General features: G+C 71.8%; 16 protein-coding genes. 7 read left to right on the top strand and 9 right to left on the bottom strand.

The window, feature by feature from the left end; translation table 11 throughout:
• Positions 1-3: 3 nt before the first annotated feature.
• The 3 genes from ACI6PP_RS16725 to ACI6PP_RS16715 are packed head-to-tail and all read left to right on the top strand — an operon-like array spanning position 4 to position 3,126.
• A complete protein-coding gene (locus ACI6PP_RS16725; protein WP_421112751.1) occupies positions 4-786 on the top strand; it encodes a TauD/TfdA dioxygenase family protein in 783 nt (260 codons plus the stop codon).
• Positions 783-2,105: an ATP-grasp domain-containing protein gene (locus ACI6PP_RS16720; protein WP_421112750.1), complete on the top strand. Its 1,323-nt coding sequence runs from the start codon at positions 783-785 to the stop codon at positions 2,103-2,105. Before ACI6PP_RS16725 ends, ACI6PP_RS16720 begins: the two co-directional genes overlap by 4 nt.
• Positions 2,098-3,126 carry a D-alanine--D-alanine ligase family protein gene (locus tag ACI6PP_RS16715; protein ID WP_421112749.1) on the top strand — a complete coding sequence of 343 codons (1,029 nt, stop codon included), beginning with the start codon at positions 2,098-2,100 and terminating at the stop codon, positions 3,124-3,126. The genes ACI6PP_RS16720 and ACI6PP_RS16715 overlap by 8 nt, the downstream gene beginning before the upstream one ends.
• A 15-nt stretch (positions 3,127-3,141) precedes the next feature.
• On the opposite strand, the gene ACI6PP_RS16710 is transcribed toward ACI6PP_RS16715, so the two are convergent.
• On the bottom strand, positions 3,142-3,891 hold the full coding sequence (locus ACI6PP_RS16710; RefSeq protein ID WP_421112748.1) for an SDR family NAD(P)-dependent oxidoreductase: 750 nt from the start codon (positions 3,889-3,891) through the stop codon (positions 3,142-3,144).
• Complete coding sequence (locus ACI6PP_RS16705; protein WP_421112747.1) at positions 3,888-4,283, bottom strand: hypothetical protein; 396 nt, start codon at positions 4,281-4,283, stop codon at positions 3,888-3,890. Before ACI6PP_RS16705 ends, ACI6PP_RS16710 begins: the two co-directional genes overlap by 4 nt.
• A 175-nt stretch (positions 4,284-4,458) precedes the next feature.
• Here ACI6PP_RS16705 and ACI6PP_RS16700 point away from each other — a divergent pair, with 175 nt between their 5' ends.
• Genes ACI6PP_RS16700 through ACI6PP_RS16690 form a run of 3 tightly spaced genes read left to right on the top strand, consistent with a single transcriptional unit; the run spans position 4,459 to position 6,692 of the window.
• Positions 4,459-5,244, top strand: a complete 786-nt coding sequence (locus ACI6PP_RS16700; RefSeq protein WP_421112746.1) for an amino acid ABC transporter substrate-binding protein — start codon at positions 4,459-4,461, stop codon at positions 5,242-5,244.
• Positions 5,245-5,253: 9 nt separating this feature from the next.
• Positions 5,254-5,925 (top strand): amino acid ABC transporter permease, encoded by a 672-nt coding sequence (locus tag ACI6PP_RS16695; RefSeq protein ID WP_421112745.1) that lies wholly within the window; start codon positions 5,254-5,256, stop codon positions 5,923-5,925.
• Positions 5,922-6,692 carry an amino acid ABC transporter ATP-binding protein gene (locus ACI6PP_RS16690; protein WP_421112744.1) on the top strand — a complete coding sequence of 257 codons (771 nt, stop codon included), beginning with the start codon at positions 5,922-5,924 and terminating at the stop codon, positions 6,690-6,692. The genes ACI6PP_RS16695 and ACI6PP_RS16690 overlap by 4 nt, the downstream gene beginning before the upstream one ends.
• On the opposite strand, the gene ACI6PP_RS16685 is transcribed toward ACI6PP_RS16690, so the two are convergent.
• Positions 6,689-8,260: an adenylate/guanylate cyclase domain-containing protein gene (locus ACI6PP_RS16685; RefSeq protein ID WP_421112743.1), complete on the bottom strand. Its 1,572-nt coding sequence runs from the start codon at positions 8,258-8,260 to the stop codon at positions 6,689-6,691. The genes ACI6PP_RS16690 and ACI6PP_RS16685 overlap by 4 nt on opposite strands.
• Before the next feature lie 142 nt (positions 8,261-8,402).
• Between ACI6PP_RS16685 and ACI6PP_RS16680 the strand changes: the two genes are divergently transcribed.
• Positions 8,403-8,822, top strand: a complete 420-nt coding sequence (locus ACI6PP_RS16680; RefSeq protein ID WP_421112742.1) for a cyclic nucleotide-binding domain-containing protein — start codon at positions 8,403-8,405, stop codon at positions 8,820-8,822.
• Positions 8,823-9,073: 251 nt separating this feature from the next.
• Here the strand turns inward: ACI6PP_RS16680 and ACI6PP_RS16675 are convergent, their stop codons facing one another.
• The 6 genes from ACI6PP_RS16675 to ACI6PP_RS16650 form a co-directional block, all read right to left on the bottom strand.
• Entirely contained in the window at positions 9,074-9,907 is an 834-nt protein-coding gene (locus ACI6PP_RS16675) for a carbohydrate ABC transporter permease (protein ID WP_421112741.1), read from the bottom strand.
• Between the two features lie 2 nt (positions 9,908-9,909).
• Positions 9,910-10,866, bottom strand: coding sequence for a carbohydrate ABC transporter permease (locus ACI6PP_RS16670; protein ID WP_421112740.1), 957 nt, complete (start codon positions 10,864-10,866; stop codon positions 9,910-9,912).
• Positions 10,863-12,161: an ABC transporter substrate-binding protein gene (locus ACI6PP_RS16665; protein ID WP_421112739.1), complete on the bottom strand. Its 1,299-nt coding sequence runs from the start codon at positions 12,159-12,161 to the stop codon at positions 10,863-10,865. The genes ACI6PP_RS16670 and ACI6PP_RS16665 overlap by 4 nt, the downstream gene beginning before the upstream one ends.
• Positions 12,162-12,406: 245 nt before the next feature.
• A complete protein-coding gene (locus ACI6PP_RS16660) occupies positions 12,407-12,883 on the bottom strand; it encodes a DinB family protein (RefSeq protein WP_421112738.1) in 477 nt (158 codons plus the stop codon).
• 23 nt (positions 12,884-12,906) lie between these two features.
• Entirely contained in the window at positions 12,907-14,166 is a 1,260-nt protein-coding gene (locus ACI6PP_RS16655; protein WP_421112737.1) for a pyridoxal phosphate-dependent aminotransferase, read from the bottom strand.
• Positions 14,167-14,237: 71 nt separating this feature from the next.
• On the bottom strand, positions 14,238-16,029 hold a 1,792-nt coding region (locus tag ACI6PP_RS16650), incomplete at its 5' end, for a putative bifunctional diguanylate cyclase/phosphodiesterase (RefSeq protein ID WP_421112736.1).

Genomic DNA, 16,029 nt, shown 5'->3' with positions numbered 1-16,029 from the left:
CCCGTGCACGTCACCACGCTCGAACCCCTGGGCGCCGAGGTCACCGGCGTCGACCTCCGCAGCGTCTCCGACACGCAGATCGACGGGCTGCGCGAGCTGCTCGCCGACGTCGGCGTCGTCGCCCTGCGCGACCAGCACGTCGACGACGACGTGTTCGAGGCGTTCCTGCGACGCTTCGGCGACCTCACCTTCACCACCGGCGAGATCCCCGTCGACGGCCACCCCGACCTCAACCTGATCTCCAACGTCGGGCGCGCCGAGCCGCCGAGGAGCACCTTCCACGTCGACTCCTCCTACCTGTCGACGCCGCCGGCCTACACCGCGCTGCGGGCCGTCGAGATCCCGTCGCAGGGCGGCGAGACCGTCTTCACCAACCAGTACCGGGCCTTCGACACCCTCGACCCCGAGGTGGTCGAGCGCCTGCGTGGACGCACGATCACGCACGTCGTCACCGGGCTCGACCTCGGGCCGGACGACGAGACGCAGGCCGACCACCCCGTCTTCCGGGACCACCCGCTCTCGGGACGCACCGCGCTCTACATGTCGACGCCCAAGCGGTGCGCCGCGATCAGCGGGCTCGACGACGACACCGCCGCCGACCTCGTGCAGCAGCTGTACGCGCACTCCACCACCGAGGACAACAGCCTGCGCCACGCCTGGGCCCCGGGCGACGTCGTCATGTGGGACAACGGCTGCGTCCTGCACCGCGGCGACCACTCGGTGGTCGTCGGCGACCGGGTGATGCACCGCGGCATGGTGGCCGACTACGGGGTGCCCGGGAAGTGACGACGTCCGGCGCGGCTCAGGCGGCCCGGACGATCGGCACCCTGGGCCTGCTCACGCTCGCCCTGCCGGCGAACGCCGTGGTGACCGTGGCGTCCCTGCTCGTCACGCCGCTCGCGCGCCGACGCCCGGACGTCGCCGCCCGACCGCGGACGGTGATGGTCAGCGGCGGCAAGATGACCAAGGCGCTGGCGCTCGCGCGGTCGTTCCACGCCGCCGGCCACCGCGTCGTCCTGGTGGAGAAGGCCACCTACCGGCTGACCGGTCACCGGTTCTCCCGGGCCGTCGACGCGTTCCGCACCGTCCCCGACCCGCGCGACCCCGGCTACGCCGAGGCCCTGCTCGCCGTCGTGCGGGCCGAGGGCGTCGACGTGTACGTCCCGGTGTGCAGCCCCGTGGCCAGCGTCTTCGACGCCCGGGCGGCCGAGGTGCTGGCGGGCCACTGCGAGGTGCTCAGCTGCACCCCCGACGAGGTGGCGCTGCTCGACGACAAGCACCGTTTCGCCGAGCTCGCCGCCTCGCTCGGCCTGGCGGTGCCCGACACGCACCTCGTCACCTCGCCCGAGCAGGTGCTCGACTTCGACTTCACCGGCCGGCGCCGGCCCTACGTCCTCAAGTCCATCGCCTACGACCCGGTCAACCGGCTCGACCTCACGCAGCTGCCGCTGCCCACGCGTGCCGAGACCGAGGCGTTCGTGGCCGGCAAGCCGATCTCGCCGGACAACCCGTGGATCCTGCAGGAGTTCGTCGCGGGCCGGGAGTACTGCACCCACACCACCGCCCGCGACGGCGAGGTGCAGGTCTACTGCTGCTGCGACTCCTCGGCGTTCCAGGTCAACTACGCGATGGTCGACGACCCCGAGATCGAGCAGTGGGTCGCCACGCTCGTCAAGGGTCTCGGGCTCAGCGGGCAGGTGTCGTTCGACTTCATGCGCGCCGACGACGACGGCGTCGCGTACGCCATCGAGTGCAACCCGCGCACGCACTCGGCGATCACGATGTTCTACGACCACCCCGGCCTCGCCGACGCGTACCTGGAGACCGGCGGGCCGCGCGTGCTGCCCACCGCGGCGAGCCGGCCCACGTACTGGCTGTACCACGAGCTGTGGCGCGCCCTCAGCCGTCCGAGCACCGCGCTCGAGCGCCTGCGCGTCGTGCTGGAGGGCAAGGACGCGGTGTTCGCGCTCGGCGACCCGCTGCCCTTCTTCGTGCTCCACCACGTCGAGATCCCGGCGCTGCTGCTCGCCAACCTGCGCCGCGGCGGACGCTGGAACCGCGTCGACTTCAACATCGGCAAGCTCGTGGAGCCGGCCGGTGACTAGCCCGCTGCGCGTGCTGCACCTGACCGGCTCGCCCACCAGCGCGTTCTTCGACGACCTCTCCCGGCTCTACGCGTCGGACTGCCTGGCGTCGGTCCACGACCCTGCCCTGTACGAGCCGGTCGTCGCGCACGTGTCGCCCGACGGACGGTGGCGGTTCCCGTCGTCGCTGGCCGAGGACGACCTCGCGTCGGCGCCCTCGGTGACGCTGGCCGAGGCGGTGGCGCACCTCGGCTCGCTGGACGTCGACGTCGCCCTGCCGCAGATGTTCTGCCTCGCCGGCATGACGCACTACCGCGCGCTGCTCGACGTGCTCGGCATCCCCTACGTCGGCAACCGCCCCGACGTGATGGCGCTCGGCGCCCACAAGGGACGGGCGCGTGCGGTGGTCGCGGCCGCCGGCGTCGACGTCCCCGAGGGCGAGACCCTGCGTGCGGGCCAGGAGCCCACGCTCGCCCCGCCCGTCGTGGTCAAGCCCGTCGACGCCGACAACTCCGTGGGCGTCACGCTCGTGCGCACCCCCGAGGAGTACCCGGCGGCACTGGCAGCCGCGTGGGACCACGGTCCCGAGGCACTCGTGGAGCGGTTCGTCGAGCCGGGACGCGAGGTGCGCTGCGGCGTGGTGGAGCGCGGCGACGACCTGCTGTGCCTGCCGCTGGAGGAGTACTCGCTCGACGCCAAGCCGGTGCGCGAGGAGGCCGACAAGATCCGTCGGGGCGACGACGGCGCGCTCGCGCTGATGGCCAAGGACACCCCGACCGTCTGGATCGTCGACCGGGACGACCCGGTCTGCGTCCCGGTGTGGGAGGCGGCGCGCGCGTGCCACGTCGCGCTCGGCTGCCGTGACTACAGCCTGTTCGACTTCCGGATCGACCCCGACGGGCGTCCGTGGTTCCTGGAGGCCGGGCTCTACAACTCCTTCGCCCGCCAGAGCGTCGTCGCGACCATGGCCCGCGCCGACGGCGTCGAGCTGCCCGAGCTGTTCGCCCGCGCGGTGGACGGGGCGCTGGAGCCCGGGCGCTGACGCCCCGGGGCGCTCTCAGGCGACGGTGCTGCCGCCGTTGACCGCGAGCACGGCGCCGTTGACGAACGCCGCCTCGCGCGAGGCGAGGTGCACGACGCTCGCGGCGACCTCGGCGGGGGTGCCGGCCCGTCCGACGGGCACGTCGCGCAGGTAGGCGTCGAGGTCGGCCGCGGGGACGTCGGCATGGCGCTCGACGGGCACCCAGCCCGGCTGCACGGTGTTGACGGTGATGCCGTGGCGTCCGAGCTCGCGGGCTGCGACGCGTGCGAGCCCGAGCTGGGCGGACTTGGCCGCCACGTAGGCCGCGTTGCCCTCCGGTGCACGGTCGACGACGTCGGAGCCGATGTGCACGATCCGGCCCGCGCCGGCGGCGCGCATGCCGGGCACGACGGCGGTGGTGAGCAGCGTGGGGCTCCGGACGAAGAAGTCGAGCATCGGCTCGAGGTCGTCGGTGGTGAGCGCCTCGATCGGGGTGGTGGGCTGGGCCCCGGTCGCGTTGACGACCAGGACGGTGACGGGTCCGAGCTCGGCGTCGATCTCGGCGACCAGGCGCTCGACCTCGGCGGCGGACGTCACGTCGGCCCGGTACGCCGCCGCCCGACCGCCCGCGTCGGTGATCCTCGACACGACGGCGTCGGCGAGAGCGCCCGTCGACGCGTAGTTCACGGCGACGGGCTGGCCCGTGGCGGCGAGCGCCTCGGCGATCGCGGCGCCGAGCCCGCGGGACGCGCCCGTGACGAGCGCGACGCCGTCGAGCGCCGTCATCCGACGTGGACCGAGCCGCCCCGGTCGACGGTGCGCAGGCCGAGGTCGGTCGTGGGTGCGAGGGCGGGCACGGCGGCGAAGGTGCGCGTGGCGTCCCAGCCGAGCGTGTAGGTGAGGTGGGCGACCAGGCGGTTCCAGCCGGCGGAGGAGTCGACGACCACCCACGCGTCGGGGGCGGACCGGACCATGCGCTGCGCGTGGTCGGCCCAGCGGGAGGTGCCGCGCTCCCAGCTGACGACGTCGACGACGCGGCCGCCGGCCAGCGTCCACAGGTCGATGACCGACGACGCCACGGCCACCGCAGACGGCGTGCGGGAGCGGCCGATCGTCAGGGTGGTGGCCCGCTCGTCGCGCAGGAGGTCGACGAGGACGCTCGCCTGTGCGCTGGACATCTCTCTGGCCTCCTGTGACGGGTCGGTGACGGGTGTCAGGACCAGGATGCACCGGGCGCCCGTGGCCCCCCGGTGGCGGGCCGCGGTCGTGTCCAGCATGTGGACACGACCGGCCCCGGAGGGCGTGCGCTGGTCTGATCGACAGGCACCCCCGTCGCCGAACCAAAGGTCCCTCATGCCCCGCCGCATCCTCAGCCTCGTCGCCCTCGCACTGGCAGGCGTCCTGCTCGCCGCGTGCGGCGGGTCGTCCGACGAGGGATCCCCGCTCGACCAGGTCAAGGCCGACGGGGTGCTCAAGATCGGCACCGAGGGCACGTACTCGCCCTTCACCTTCCACGCGCAGGACACCAACGAGCTCACCGGCTACGACGTCGAGGTGATCACCGCCGTCGCGAAGAAGCTCGGCGTGAAGCCGGAGTTCAGCGAGTCGACCTTCGACGCGATCTTCGCCGGACTCACCTCCGAGCGCTGGGACGTCGTCGCCAACCAGGTGACCCGCACCCCCGAGCGCGAGAAGCTCTACGACCTGTCGCAGACGTACACCGTCTCCGAGGGCGTGATCCTGGTGAAGAAGGGCGACACCGCGATCACGAGCCTGGACGACCTGAAGGGCAGGACGACCGCGCAGTCGTCCACCAGCAACTGGGCCCAGGTGGCCAAGGACGCCGGCGCGAAGGTCGAGTCGGTGGAGGGCTTCGTGCAGGCCGTCACGCTGGTCAAGCAGGGTCGCGTGGACGCGATCGTCAACGACAACCTCGCGGTGCTCGACTACCTGAAGAACTCCGGCGACACCTCGGTCGAGGTCGCCGCGAAGACCGGTGACACCAGCGACCAGGTGTTCGCGTTCCGCAAGGACTCCGGCCTGGTCGGGCCCGTCAACGACGCGCTGGACGAGCTGCGCGCCGACGGCACCCTGGCGAAGATCTCGGAGAAGTACTTCGGCTCCGACGTGTCGAAGTAGTCCGGCGTCATGGACTGGGAGAGCAGCTGGGCGCTGATCCAGTCCAGCATCGGTCCGATGCTGGGTGGACTGATCAAGGGCACGATCCCGCTCACGCTCGTCACCTTCCCCCTCGGCCTCGCGATCGCGCTGGCGGTTGCACTGATGCGGTTGTCGGCGCTGCCGGGGCTCGCCCAGATCGGGCGGGTCTACGTGTCGATCATCAGGGGCACACCGCTCATCGTGCAGCTGTTCATCGTCTTCTACGGGTTGCCCCAGTTTGGTATACGCCTCGATCCGTGGCCCGCGGCGATCATCGCGCTCAGCCTCAACGTCGGCGGATACGCCGCCGAGGTCATCCGGTCGGCCATCCTGTCGATACCCAAGGGCCAATGGGAGGCCGCGCAGACCGTCGGCATGGGCTACGCACTGACCCTGCGGCGGGTGGTGCTACCACAAGCGGCGCGGGTCGCGGTGCCGCCGCTGTCGAACACCTTGATCTCCCTTCTGAAAGACACAGCCTTGGCCTCGACCATCATCTTCACCGACATGCTTCGGGTCGCACAGGAACTGGCGTCGCCCACCGGTGAGTTCTTCGCCCTCTACACCCTCGCGGCGGTCATCTACTGGATCATCTGCCTCGTCCTGTCGTTTGGCCAGACGCGGCTCGAGACCCGACTCGACAGGTACGTGGCCCGATGAGCACCTCCTCCACGAGCGGCCCGCTCGTCTCCGTCGAGGGGCTGCGCAAGAGCTTCGGCAGCAACACGGTGCTCGACGGCATCGACTTCACCGCCGAGCGCGGCTCGGTGACGGTGCTCGTCGGGCCGTCCGGGTCGGGCAAGACCACGCTGCTGCGCTCGTTGAACGTGCTCGACCGCCCCGACGCGGGCCGCGTGCGGATCGGCGACGTCGAGCTCGACTTCGCCCAGAAGACCTCCAAGGCCGACGTCGTCCGCCTGCGCGCGCAGAGCGGGATGGTCTTCCAGGCGCACAACCTGTTCCCGCACCGCACGGTGCTGCAGAACGTCACCGAGGGGCCGCGGCTGGCGCAGGGACGGCCGGCCGCCGAGGTCGAGGACGAGGCGCGCGACCTGCTCGCCCAGGTCGGCCTGGCCGAGAAGGCCGACCAGCACCCGTACCAGCTGTCGGGCGGACAGCAGCAGCGCGTCGGCATCGCCCGTGCGCTGGCGATGCGCCCGCAGCTGATGCTGTTCGACGAGCCCACGTCGGCCCTGGACCCCGAGCTGGTGGGCGAGGTGCTGAAGGTGATGAAGAACCTCGCCGCGCAGGGCTGGACGATGGTCGTCGTCACCCACGAGATCCGCTTCGCCCAGCAGGTCGCCGACCAGGTGCTCTTCCTCGACGGCGGCGTGCTCGTCGAGCGCGGCGCGCCGCAGGACGTCCTGGCGAACCCGCAGAGCCCTCGTCTGCAGCAGTTCCTGGCCCGGATCCTCGACCCGCTCTAGGCGTCCTTCTCGCGTGGCGCGCTGCCGCCGTCGACCAGCACCGCGACGTCGGTGGGCTCGTCGCGTCCGCGCAGCACGGGCGAGCCGTGCTTCTCCCAGTGCCGCGACTCGGTGCGGTCGGTGGACGACACCGTGGCCCAGGTGGCCATGACGCCGCCGGGCACGTCCTTGGCGAGCTCGGTGAGGCGGGCCGCGGAGTTCACCGCGTCGCCGATCACGGTGTACTCGAAGCGGGTCTGGTGACCGACGTTGCCGGCGACGACCTCGCCGGTGGCCACACCGATGCCGGCGCGGATCTCGGGCACCTCGTCGGCGAGCCGTTCGACGATCGCGCGGGCCGCCCGGAGCGCGAGGCCGGAGTGGTCGGACAGCCGGTTGGGGGCGCCGAAGACGGCGAGCACGGCGTCGCCCATGAACTTGTTGACCAGGCCGTCGCGGTCGCTCACCTCCTCGACGATCACCGCGAAGAACCGGTTGAGCATCTCCACCACCTCGCGTGGCGAGTGCTCGGTGGCGTACGTCGTCGAACCGACGAGGTCGATCATCAGGACGCTGGCCATGCGGACCTCGCCACCGAGCTCGACCTCGCCCGACGTCGCCGCGCTCGCGACGGAGTCGCCGACGTGGCGGCCGAACAGGTCGCGGATCTTGTCGCGCTCGCGCAGGCCGCGCGCCATGTCGTTGAAGCCGTCCTGCAGCTGGCCGAGCTCGGTGCCGTCGTTGACCACGACACGGACGTCGAGGTCGCCGTTGCCGACCTGCTCGAGCGCCTGGCGGACCGCCAGGATCGGCATGACGACGGCACGCGCTGCGAGGACGGTGACGAGCAGGCCGAACAGCAGCACGATGGCCGACAGGGCCAGCACCGCGTAGGGCAGGCGCCCGTCGGCGACCTGGGAGTCGGGTCGGGTGAGGTTGACCAGGGCGGCCATGCCGAGCCCGAGCACCGGGGCCCCGGTGCCGAGGCCCCAGAAGAGCACCATCCGGCTCTGGACGTTGGCGCCGACCGGGAAGTCCTCGGCGCGACCGGCCAGGGCGCGCGCGGCGACCGGACGCAGGATGTACTCGGTGAACAGGAACGCGATCGTGCTGACCACCAGGCCCGCGATGCCGACGGCGAAGATCGTGCTCAGCGCCGCCTCGGGCTGACGCCACAGCGCGAGCGCGGTGAAGGTGACGGCGGCGACCATCCACAGCCAGAACTGGGCGATCGTGATGCGCCACGGCAGGCGCAGGGTGGCGCGGCGCTGCTCGGGCGTCGGGTCCTGCTCCAGCAGGAACCACTGCAGCGAGCGCAGCACCAGCAGGGTGATCGTCGTGGCGCCGACGACCACCGCCGCGACGACGTAGACCGGTGCCGCGACGGCGAGCGCCGACACGAACGACGCGTTCGGCCCGTCACCGGGCACCAGCACGAAGTTGAGGCTGAACACGATCCCGGCGCCGATGATGTTGGTGCCGACGAGCAGCAGCGTCAGCAGCACCTGGACGCGGGTGCGGATGGTGCGCGTGGAGGGGTCGGTCGCGTCGGCGCCCGCGTGGAGCGCGGCCGTCAGCAAGCCCGTCATCGCGTCTCCTCCCGAGGTCCGTGACGCTGGCGACACAGCCTAGTGGGCCCGGTGCTTGGACACCGGTCGTTCCAGGTGGGACCCTGTAACCCTCAGTTGCACCGGGGCTCGGCTAAGGCCGGGCGGAGGAGGGCCGCGAGCCATGGCGCGCAGGAAGCCAGATGCCGAGATCGTCGACGCGCTGCGGCGGGTGACCGACCTCGACCGCGGCGTCGTCAACGACATCGCCTCGGTCGGCCAGCTGGTCACGATCCCGGCCCGGTGGTCGGTGATCCACGAGAACACCCCCGCCGACCGCGCCTACATCCTGGTCGAGGGCGAGGCCGAGGTGCGTCGCGACAAGACCACCATCGCCACGCTCGGCCCCGGCGACGTCTTCGGCGAGATCGCGCTCGTCGACCGCCGCCTGCGCAGCGCGTCGGTCGTCGCGAACACGCCCCTCAAGGCCGTCCACCTCACCGACGAGTCCTTCGCCGAGCTCCTCCAGCGCGACCCGTCCTTCGCCGACCGCCTCCGCGACCTCGCCTCCTCCCGCCAGGCCGGGGACGCCGACCCCGCCTGACGGTTTCCCAGGTATACCTGGGAATCTGCGCCCGGCACGGAGAACTTCCCGGGTGTCGGGACGGTTCTCCGTGCCCAGTGGTGCGGGAGTGGCGGTGGAACGGTGGCGCGGCGCGACGTCCCAGCAGCACCGTCCGTCCCACCTCACCTGGAGATCTGTCCCGATACCCGGGAAGTTCTCCATGGTTCCGGCGGTTTCCCAGGTTCACCTGGGAAACCTGCGACGGGTGGGGCGGGTGAGAGCGCGGGGGGTCAGCGGATTCCGCTGCGGGTGAAGCCCTGGACGAACTGGCGCTGGAAGACCAGGAAGAGCACCACCATGGGCAGGACGCTGAGCAGCGCGAAGGCCATGGTGGCGCCGTAGTCGGGGCCGAACTGGCCCTGCAGGTAGGTCAGGCCGATCGGCAGCGTGTAGAGCTCGTTCTCCTTGAGCGCGATCAGCGGCCAGGCGAAGTCGTTCCACGTCGACAGGACGGTGAGCAGCGTCAGCACCGCGATCAGCGGGCGGCACAGGGGCAGCACCACCTGGAAGAAGATCCGGACCTGGCCGGCGCCGTCGACCTTGGCGGCGTCGAGCAGCTCGCGGGGGATGCCGATCATGAACTGCCGGGCCAGGAAGACGCCGAACGCCGACGCCGCGGTGGGCAGGATCACCGCCCAGTAGGTGCCGTACAGGTGCAGGTCGGTGACGAGCCGGAACTGCGAGGTGATGATCACCTGGACCGGCAGCATCATCGTGCTGAGCGTCGCCAGGAAGATGAAGGTCCGGCCGCCGAACCGCAGGTGCGCGAACGCGTATCCGGCCAGCAGGCTGACGCTCACCGTGATGAGCGTGGTGACGCCGGCGATGGCCACGGAGTTGCCCAGCCACGTGATCACCGGGAAGCCGTCGAGCACGCGGTCGAAGTTGGCGAGGGTCAGGTCGCGCGGCCACAGCCGCAGGTCGGCCGAGAGCAGCTCGCGGCGCGGAGAGAACGCCACCACCACCATCCAGTACAGCGGGAACACCAGCACCAGGCCCACCACCGCCGCGACGACAGCACGCAGCGCGGTGGCGCGGCGGTCGCGGGAGCTCGTCGTCGTCATGGTCACTCCACCAGGTCTCGGGTGCGGCTGAAGCGCCACTGCAGCGCGGTGAACGCGAGGGTCAGGACGAGCAGGACCATGCCGACGGCGGCGGCGTAGCCCTGCTGACGGGTCTCGCCGAAACCGGTGTCGTAGGCGTACGTGACGAGCACCGACGTGGCGTTGCCCGGCCCGCCCTGCGTCATCACGAAGACGATGTCGAACACCTGGAACGAGTAGATGACGTTCATGACGAGCAGGAAGAACGTCGACGGCCCCACCATCGGCAGCGTGATGAACCGGAACCGCTGCCACGGCCCGGCGCCGTCGAGGCGGGCCGACTCGTACAGCTCGGGCGAGATCCCCTGCAGCCCGGCGAGGTAGATGAGCATGTTGAACCCGACCCGCCACCACAGCGTCACCAGGACCACCGAGACGAACGCCGCCGAGCCGCCGGACTGCCACGGCACCGTCGAGACGCCCACCGCCCCGAGCAGCTTGTTGGCGATGCCCGTGTTCTGGTCGAAGAACAGCACCCCCATCAGCGCGGTCGCGACGCCCGAGATCGCCATCGGCAGGATCACGACCGTCCTGAACACGCCGCGGGCCGGGAGCACCGAGTTCATCAGCACCGCGCAGGCGAGCCCGACCAGCATGCTCAGCGGCACGACGATGACGGTGAACAGCGCCGTGTTGGCGGTGGCGCGCCAGAAGACCGGGTCCGAGAGCAGCCGGCGGTAGTTGTCGAGCCCCACGAAGTCGCTGGTGAACCCGTCGGTCTGGCGCAGGCTGATCAGCACCGCCCAGACGAGCGGCAGGAACAGGAACACCCCGACCAGCACGAGGTTGGGGGCGAGGAACGAGTAGCCCGTGACCGCCTCGTGCAGCCGTCGCAGCCGACCCTGCGTGCGGGCCGACCGCTCCGGCGGCCGCTCGTCCTGCCGCTCGACGTCGGCGCGCACCGCGGCGTCCTGGCTCATCGGGCCGTCGCCTCGGCGATGCCGTCGGACAGCTTCGACAGCGTCTCGGCGGTGCTCTGGCCCTTGGCGAACGCGAGCTCGAGCTGGTCGGCCAGCACCGCGTTGATGCCGGCCATCGAGCGGGAGGCGACCTGCGCGGCGTCCGACGGCTCGACGGTGCTCGCCTGCTGGATGAAGGTCGTGGAGAGCTCGGGACGCACCGCGAACTCGATGCCGCCCTCGACGAGGTCCTTGCGGGTGGGCAGCAGGCTCGAGCGGGTGCAGAAGTCGTTCATCTGGTCGCGCTGGACCATGAACGACAGGAACTCGGCCGCCAGCTCAGGCGAGCGCGCGTCGGCCGTCGCGACCAGCGCGTTGCCGCCGAGGTCGCCGCCGCCGCGCTCGTCGCGTGGGGAGAACGTCGCACCCCACTCGAAGGGGGCGAGCTCGGCGGCGTCGGGCAGCAGGAACGCGCCGGCGAACGTCATGGCCACGGTCTCGGAGAAGAACACGTCGCTGGCGTAGACCGTGGACTTCACCGAGCTGTTGGCCGGCACGAGCCGTCGGGGGAAGAAGCTCGCGGTGAAGTCGACGGCCCGCCGCCCGGCCGCGGAGTCGATCGCGGGGGTGACCAGGTCGTCGTCGAGGAAGCGTCCGCCGGCCTGGAAGAGCCAGCTGAGCCAGCGCGTGACGCCGGTCTGCTGCCAGTTGTAGGCGAACGGGTAGCGGTCGTCCGGCAGGTCGGCCCGCAGCTTGAGCGCGACCTCCTCGAACTCGCCCCAGGTCCATGCCGACTCGAGCGTGGTGGGCACGCTGCGGACGCCCGCCGAACGCAGCGCCGCCTTGTTGTACAGGATCGCCGAGGTGTCGGTGTGGTGCGGGACGCCGTGCGGGGCGTCGTCGAACTGCACGGCCTGCCACATCGCGGGAGTGAAGTCCTCGCCCAGCGAGAGGTCGACGAGGTCCTGCAGGTTCAGCAGCTGGCCGCGTCCGGCGTAGGTGCCGAGGTTGTCGTAGTCGACCCTGAAGACGTCGGGCGCGTCGCCGGACTGCAGCTGCGCGTCGATGTTCTGGAACATCTGCTCGTAGGGCACCGCGTTGAGCTTGACGTCGGACCCGGGGTTGGCTGCGGTGAACGCCGCGATGCCGCGACGGAACCCGTCGAGCTCGCTGTCGGTGCCCCAGGTGGTGAAGGTCAGCTCGCCGGCCGCGCCGTCGTCGGAGCCCCGGCCGGTGAACCCCCGGCAGCCGGAAAGCACGGCGCCGGCGGACAGCGCCCCGGCGGCGGACAGGAAGCCGCGTCGGTCGAGCGTCATGGTGCGTCCTCCCGGGTCGTCCGCAGGCCAGGCGGCCCTGAGCGTCCCCACGCTCGCACGCAAAGCGGACATCCGCCGACCGTGCGCGTCGGATCCGTGGCGAGGGGGCTCAGGCGTCGTCGTCCCGGGCGCACCGTCCGTCCCACTTCACCCGGAGAACCGTCGAGACCGTGGGAAGTTCTCCGTGGGCTCGACGGATTCCCAGGTTCACCTGGGAATCGTGCGACGGGTGGGGCGGACGGGGCTCAGTCGTCGTCGCGCGCGGCGAGCACCTGCTCGCGGAGGATGTCGGCGTGGCCGCTGTGGTGGGCCAGCTCGCGGACGACCTGCAGCACGAGCGCCCACACCGTCCGCTCGCCGCGGGCACCGTCGACGACGTCGCCGAACGCCAGGTCGGCCAGGGTGCGCCGCGAGGCGTCGCAGGTCTCGGCGTGCGCGGCGAGGACCGTCTCGATCGTGTCGGTCTTCCTCAGCACGAACGACCGGTCGGGGGTGGACGCGACGCCGATCTCCTTCAGCGACCGCCCGGTGACCAGGTGGTCGAAGTAGAAGCGCTCGACGTACGTGACGTGCTTGACCAGCCCCAGCAGCGTCGTCCGCGACGGGACGAGGGAGCGTCGCGCCTCCTCCTCGGTCAGCCCGTCGAGCTGTCCGCGCAGGCTGGTGCGGTACTCCTCGAGCAGCTCCTCGTGACGGGCGCGCAGGTCGTCGGTCCAGGCCATGGCGACACCCTGCCGCACGCGGGTCAGTCCTGGCGGTAGGTCGCCAGGAACGTCCCGAGTCGTCCGATGGCGTCGGTGAGCTCCTCGGCGCGGGGGAGGGTGACGATGCGCAGGTGGTCGGGGTCGGGCCAGTTGAAGCCGGTGCCCTGGGTGAGCAGGATCTTCTGCGCGAGCAGCAGGTCGAGGGCGAGGCGCTCGTCGTCGCGCACCGGGTAGACCTCGGGGTCGAGGCGGGGGAAGACGTACAGCGCGCCGCGCGGCTCGACGACCGAGACGCCGGGGATCGCGCGCAGGGCGGTGACGGCGGCGTCGCGCTGGTCGCGCAGGCGGCCACCGGGCAGCACCAGGTCGTTGATCGACTGGTGCCCGCCGAGGGCCACCTGGATCGCGTGCTGCGCCGGGACATTGGGGCACAGGCGCATGGACGCGAGCAGGTTGATGCCGTGCTCGTAGTCGTCGGCGACGCCCGCGGGGTCGCTCACCACCACCCAGCCGGCGCGGTAGCCGCACACGCGGTACGCCTTGGACAGGCCGCTGAAGGTCAGCGTCAGCAGGTCGGGCGCGCGGGTGGCGAGCGGCACGTGCACCGCGTCGTCGTAGAGCACCTTGTCGTAGATCTCGTCGCTCATCAGCACCAGGTCGTGCTCGCGGGCCAGCGCCGCGATGCCGTCGAGCACCTGCTCGGAGTACACCGCGCCGGTGGGGTTGTTGGGGTTGATGACGACGATCGCGCGCGTGCGCGGCCCGATCTGCGACGCGAGGTGCTCCAGGTCGGGCTGCCAGCCGTTCGACTCCTCACAGCGGTAGTGGCGCGCGACGCCACCCGCGAGCTTGGTCGACGCTGTCCACAGCGGGTAGTCCGGCGACGGGACGAGCACCTCGTCGCCGTCGTCGAGCAGCGCCTGCAGGCAGATCTGGATCAGCTCGGAGACGCCGTTGCCGAGCCACACGTCGTCGACGTCGACGTCGGGGAAGCCGTCCTCGAGCTCGTAGCGCTGGACGACCGCGCGCCGCGCCGAGACGATGCCGCGCGCGTCGGAGTAGCCCTGCGAGACGGGCAGCGCCGCGACCATGTCGGCGACGATCGAGTCGGGGGCCTCGAAGCCGAACGTCTGCGGGTTGCCGATGTTGAGCTTGAGCACCCGGTGCCCGGCGGCCTCCATCTCGGCGGCGCGCGCGTTGACCGGGCCGCGGATGTCGTAGAGGACGTCGTGCAGCTTCTCGGACTGCCCGACGGTGCGCCTCGTCCGGTCGCCTCGGGCGGTCGTCTCGTCGGTGGGCACGGGGGTCCTCTCGGGTCGGGGCGTCGCTGGCCCGGACGTTTCCACAACCGGGCCCGTGCGCTGCGACCGGGTCAGGCCGTCCGGCGCTCGGCGACGACGGGGCGGGCCAGGGGCGCCGGAGCGGCGGGGTGCCCGAACAGGTAGCCCTGCAGGTAGTCGACGCCCAGCGACCTGAGCATCTCGGCCTGCGTGGGCGTCTCCACGCCCTCGGCCACGACGTCGAGGTCGAGGGAGTGGGCCATCGCGATGATCGCGCGGACGACCGCCTGCGCCGACCCCGGCTCGTCGAGACGGGAGACGAACGAGCGGTCGATCTTGACCACCTGGCAGTCGATGTCGTGCAGGTGCGCGAGCGAGGCGAACCCGGTGCCGAAGTCGTCGAGCGCGAACACCACGCCGAGGTGGCGCAGCGCGGCCACGTTCTCGCGCGTGGCGACGGTGTCGCGGACCATCGACGACTCGGTCAGCTCGAGCCACAGCGCCGACGCGGGCAGGTCGGCCTCCCGCAGGGCGGTGAGCACCGCGTCCCGCAGGCCGGTGTCGGCGAGCTGGCGGGCCGTGAGGTTGACGGTGACGTAGAGGTCGCCGTCGCCCTGGTCGCGCAGCTGCCCGAGGTGGGCGCAGGCCCGGCGGAGCACCCAGGCGCCGATGCCCTCCATCAGGCCCGCACCGTCGGCGATGGGCACGAACGTGTCGGGCGGGACGAGCCCGCGCCCGGGGACGTCCCACCGCAGCAGCGCCTCGTACCCGGTGACGCGGCCCTCGACGTCGACGAGCGGCTGCAGGTGGACGTCCAGCTCCTCACGCGCCAGTGCGCCGTCGAGCAGCTGGCGCAGGTGCGCCGACTCGTCGGCCACGACCCGCTCCTCGTGCGAGAACCGGCGGATCGAGTTCCGGTCGGCCCGCTTGGCCGCGTACATCGCGACGTCCGCGTCGGCCACCAGCGACTCGATCGTCGACTCGGCGTCCTGGCTCGCGAACCCGATCGAGCAGGTGACGGCGAGCGGCTCGCCGTCGGGGCGCCTGAAGGCGTCGGCGAACGCGCCACGCACGCGCGTGGCGACGGCCAGCGGGTCCTCGTGGCAGCCGATGACGAACTCGTCGCCCCCCACGCGTCCCACCACCGCGCCCTGGCCGGCCGCGGCGACGATGCGTGACGCCGCCTGCCGCAGCACGGCATCGCCCGTCGCGTGGCCCCAGGTGTCGTTGACCTGCTTGAAGTGGTCGACGTCGACGAACAGCAGGTGGGTGGTGCGTCCCCGCCGGTGCTGCAGCCGACGGTGCAGCGTGGTGAGGGTGGCCGAGCGGTTGAGCAGACCGGTCAGCTCGTCGTGGTCGGCGCGGTGACGCGTGGAGCGCTGCAACCGGGTGAGGTGGACGGCGGTGAAGCACATCCGGGCGAACACCGCCGACATCAGCGCCACGTACAGCGCGGTCCGCAGGCGGTGCTCGAGCCCGCCCGGGGAGTCGTGCTCGAGCAGCACGACCGTCGGGACGACCAGGGCGACGTAGGAGATCGCCAGGCGCGCGGGGCTCGAGTGCACCGAGGCGTCCGTGGGCACCGCGCGCAGGTCGGCGATCGAGGGGTGCAGGCTCATCGCGGCCAGCAGGCAGAAGGCAGAGAGGTGCCAGACGTCGATCGCGGCCACCGGGAGCGTCACGAGGCCGGCGACCTCCACGGCCCGTCCGAGGTCGCCCAGCAGCACGCAGACGAACCCGACGAGCATGAACCAGAACGCCGGGACGCGGGCCACCGGCCGCACGCTCAGCTGGAGCACCAGCCCGACGACGAGCGCGTCGATGCCGACGTAGACGACGCCGGTCGCCGCCTCGAGGAGCCGCGCGGGATCGTCGACCACCGGG

It is taken from the genome of Solicola agrisoli (genome assembly GCF_049059935.1).
GTDB lineage: Bacteria > Actinomycetota > Actinomycetes > Propionibacteriales > Nocardioidaceae > JAURVT01.
The sequence above is the reverse complement of the archived record's forward strand: the minus strand, read 5'-3'. Positions and strand labels throughout refer to the sequence as shown.

Excerpts from the sequence above, each read along its gene's own strand:
- ACI6PP_RS16710 (WP_421112748.1), bottom strand. The coding sequence starts at position 3,891 with ATGACGGCGCTCGACGGCGTCGCGCTCGTCACGGGCGCGTCCCGCGGG.
- ACI6PP_RS16695 (WP_421112745.1), top strand. The coding sequence starts at position 5,254 with ATGGACTGGGAGAGCAGCTGGGCGCTGATCCAGTCCAGCATCGGTCCG.
- ACI6PP_RS16675 (WP_421112741.1), bottom strand. The coding sequence starts at position 9,907 with ATGACGACGACGAGCTCCCGCGACCGCCGCGCCACCGCGCTGCGTGCT.
- ACI6PP_RS16690 (WP_421112744.1), top strand. The coding sequence starts at position 5,922 with ATGAGCACCTCCTCCACGAGCGGCCCGCTCGTCTCCGTCGAGGGGCTG.
- ACI6PP_RS16680 (WP_421112742.1), top strand. The coding sequence starts at position 8,403 with ATGGCGCGCAGGAAGCCAGATGCCGAGATCGTCGACGCGCTGCGGCGG.
- ACI6PP_RS16660 (WP_421112738.1), bottom strand. The coding sequence starts at position 12,883 with ATGGCCTGGACCGACGACCTGCGCGCCCGTCACGAGGAGCTGCTCGAG.
- ACI6PP_RS16700 (WP_421112746.1), top strand. The coding sequence starts at position 4,459 with ATGCCCCGCCGCATCCTCAGCCTCGTCGCCCTCGCACTGGCAGGCGTC.
- ACI6PP_RS16665 (WP_421112739.1), bottom strand. The coding sequence starts at position 12,161 with ATGACGCTCGACCGACGCGGCTTCCTGTCCGCCGCCGGGGCGCTGTCC.
- ACI6PP_RS16670 (WP_421112740.1), bottom strand. The coding sequence starts at position 10,866 with ATGAGCCAGGACGCCGCGGTGCGCGCCGACGTCGAGCGGCAGGACGAG.
- ACI6PP_RS16705 (WP_421112747.1), bottom strand. The coding sequence starts at position 4,283 with ATGTCCAGCGCACAGGCGAGCGTCCTCGTCGACCTCCTGCGCGACGAG.
- ACI6PP_RS16685 (WP_421112743.1), bottom strand. The coding sequence starts at position 8,260 with ATGACGGGCTTGCTGACGGCCGCGCTCCACGCGGGCGCCGACGCGACC.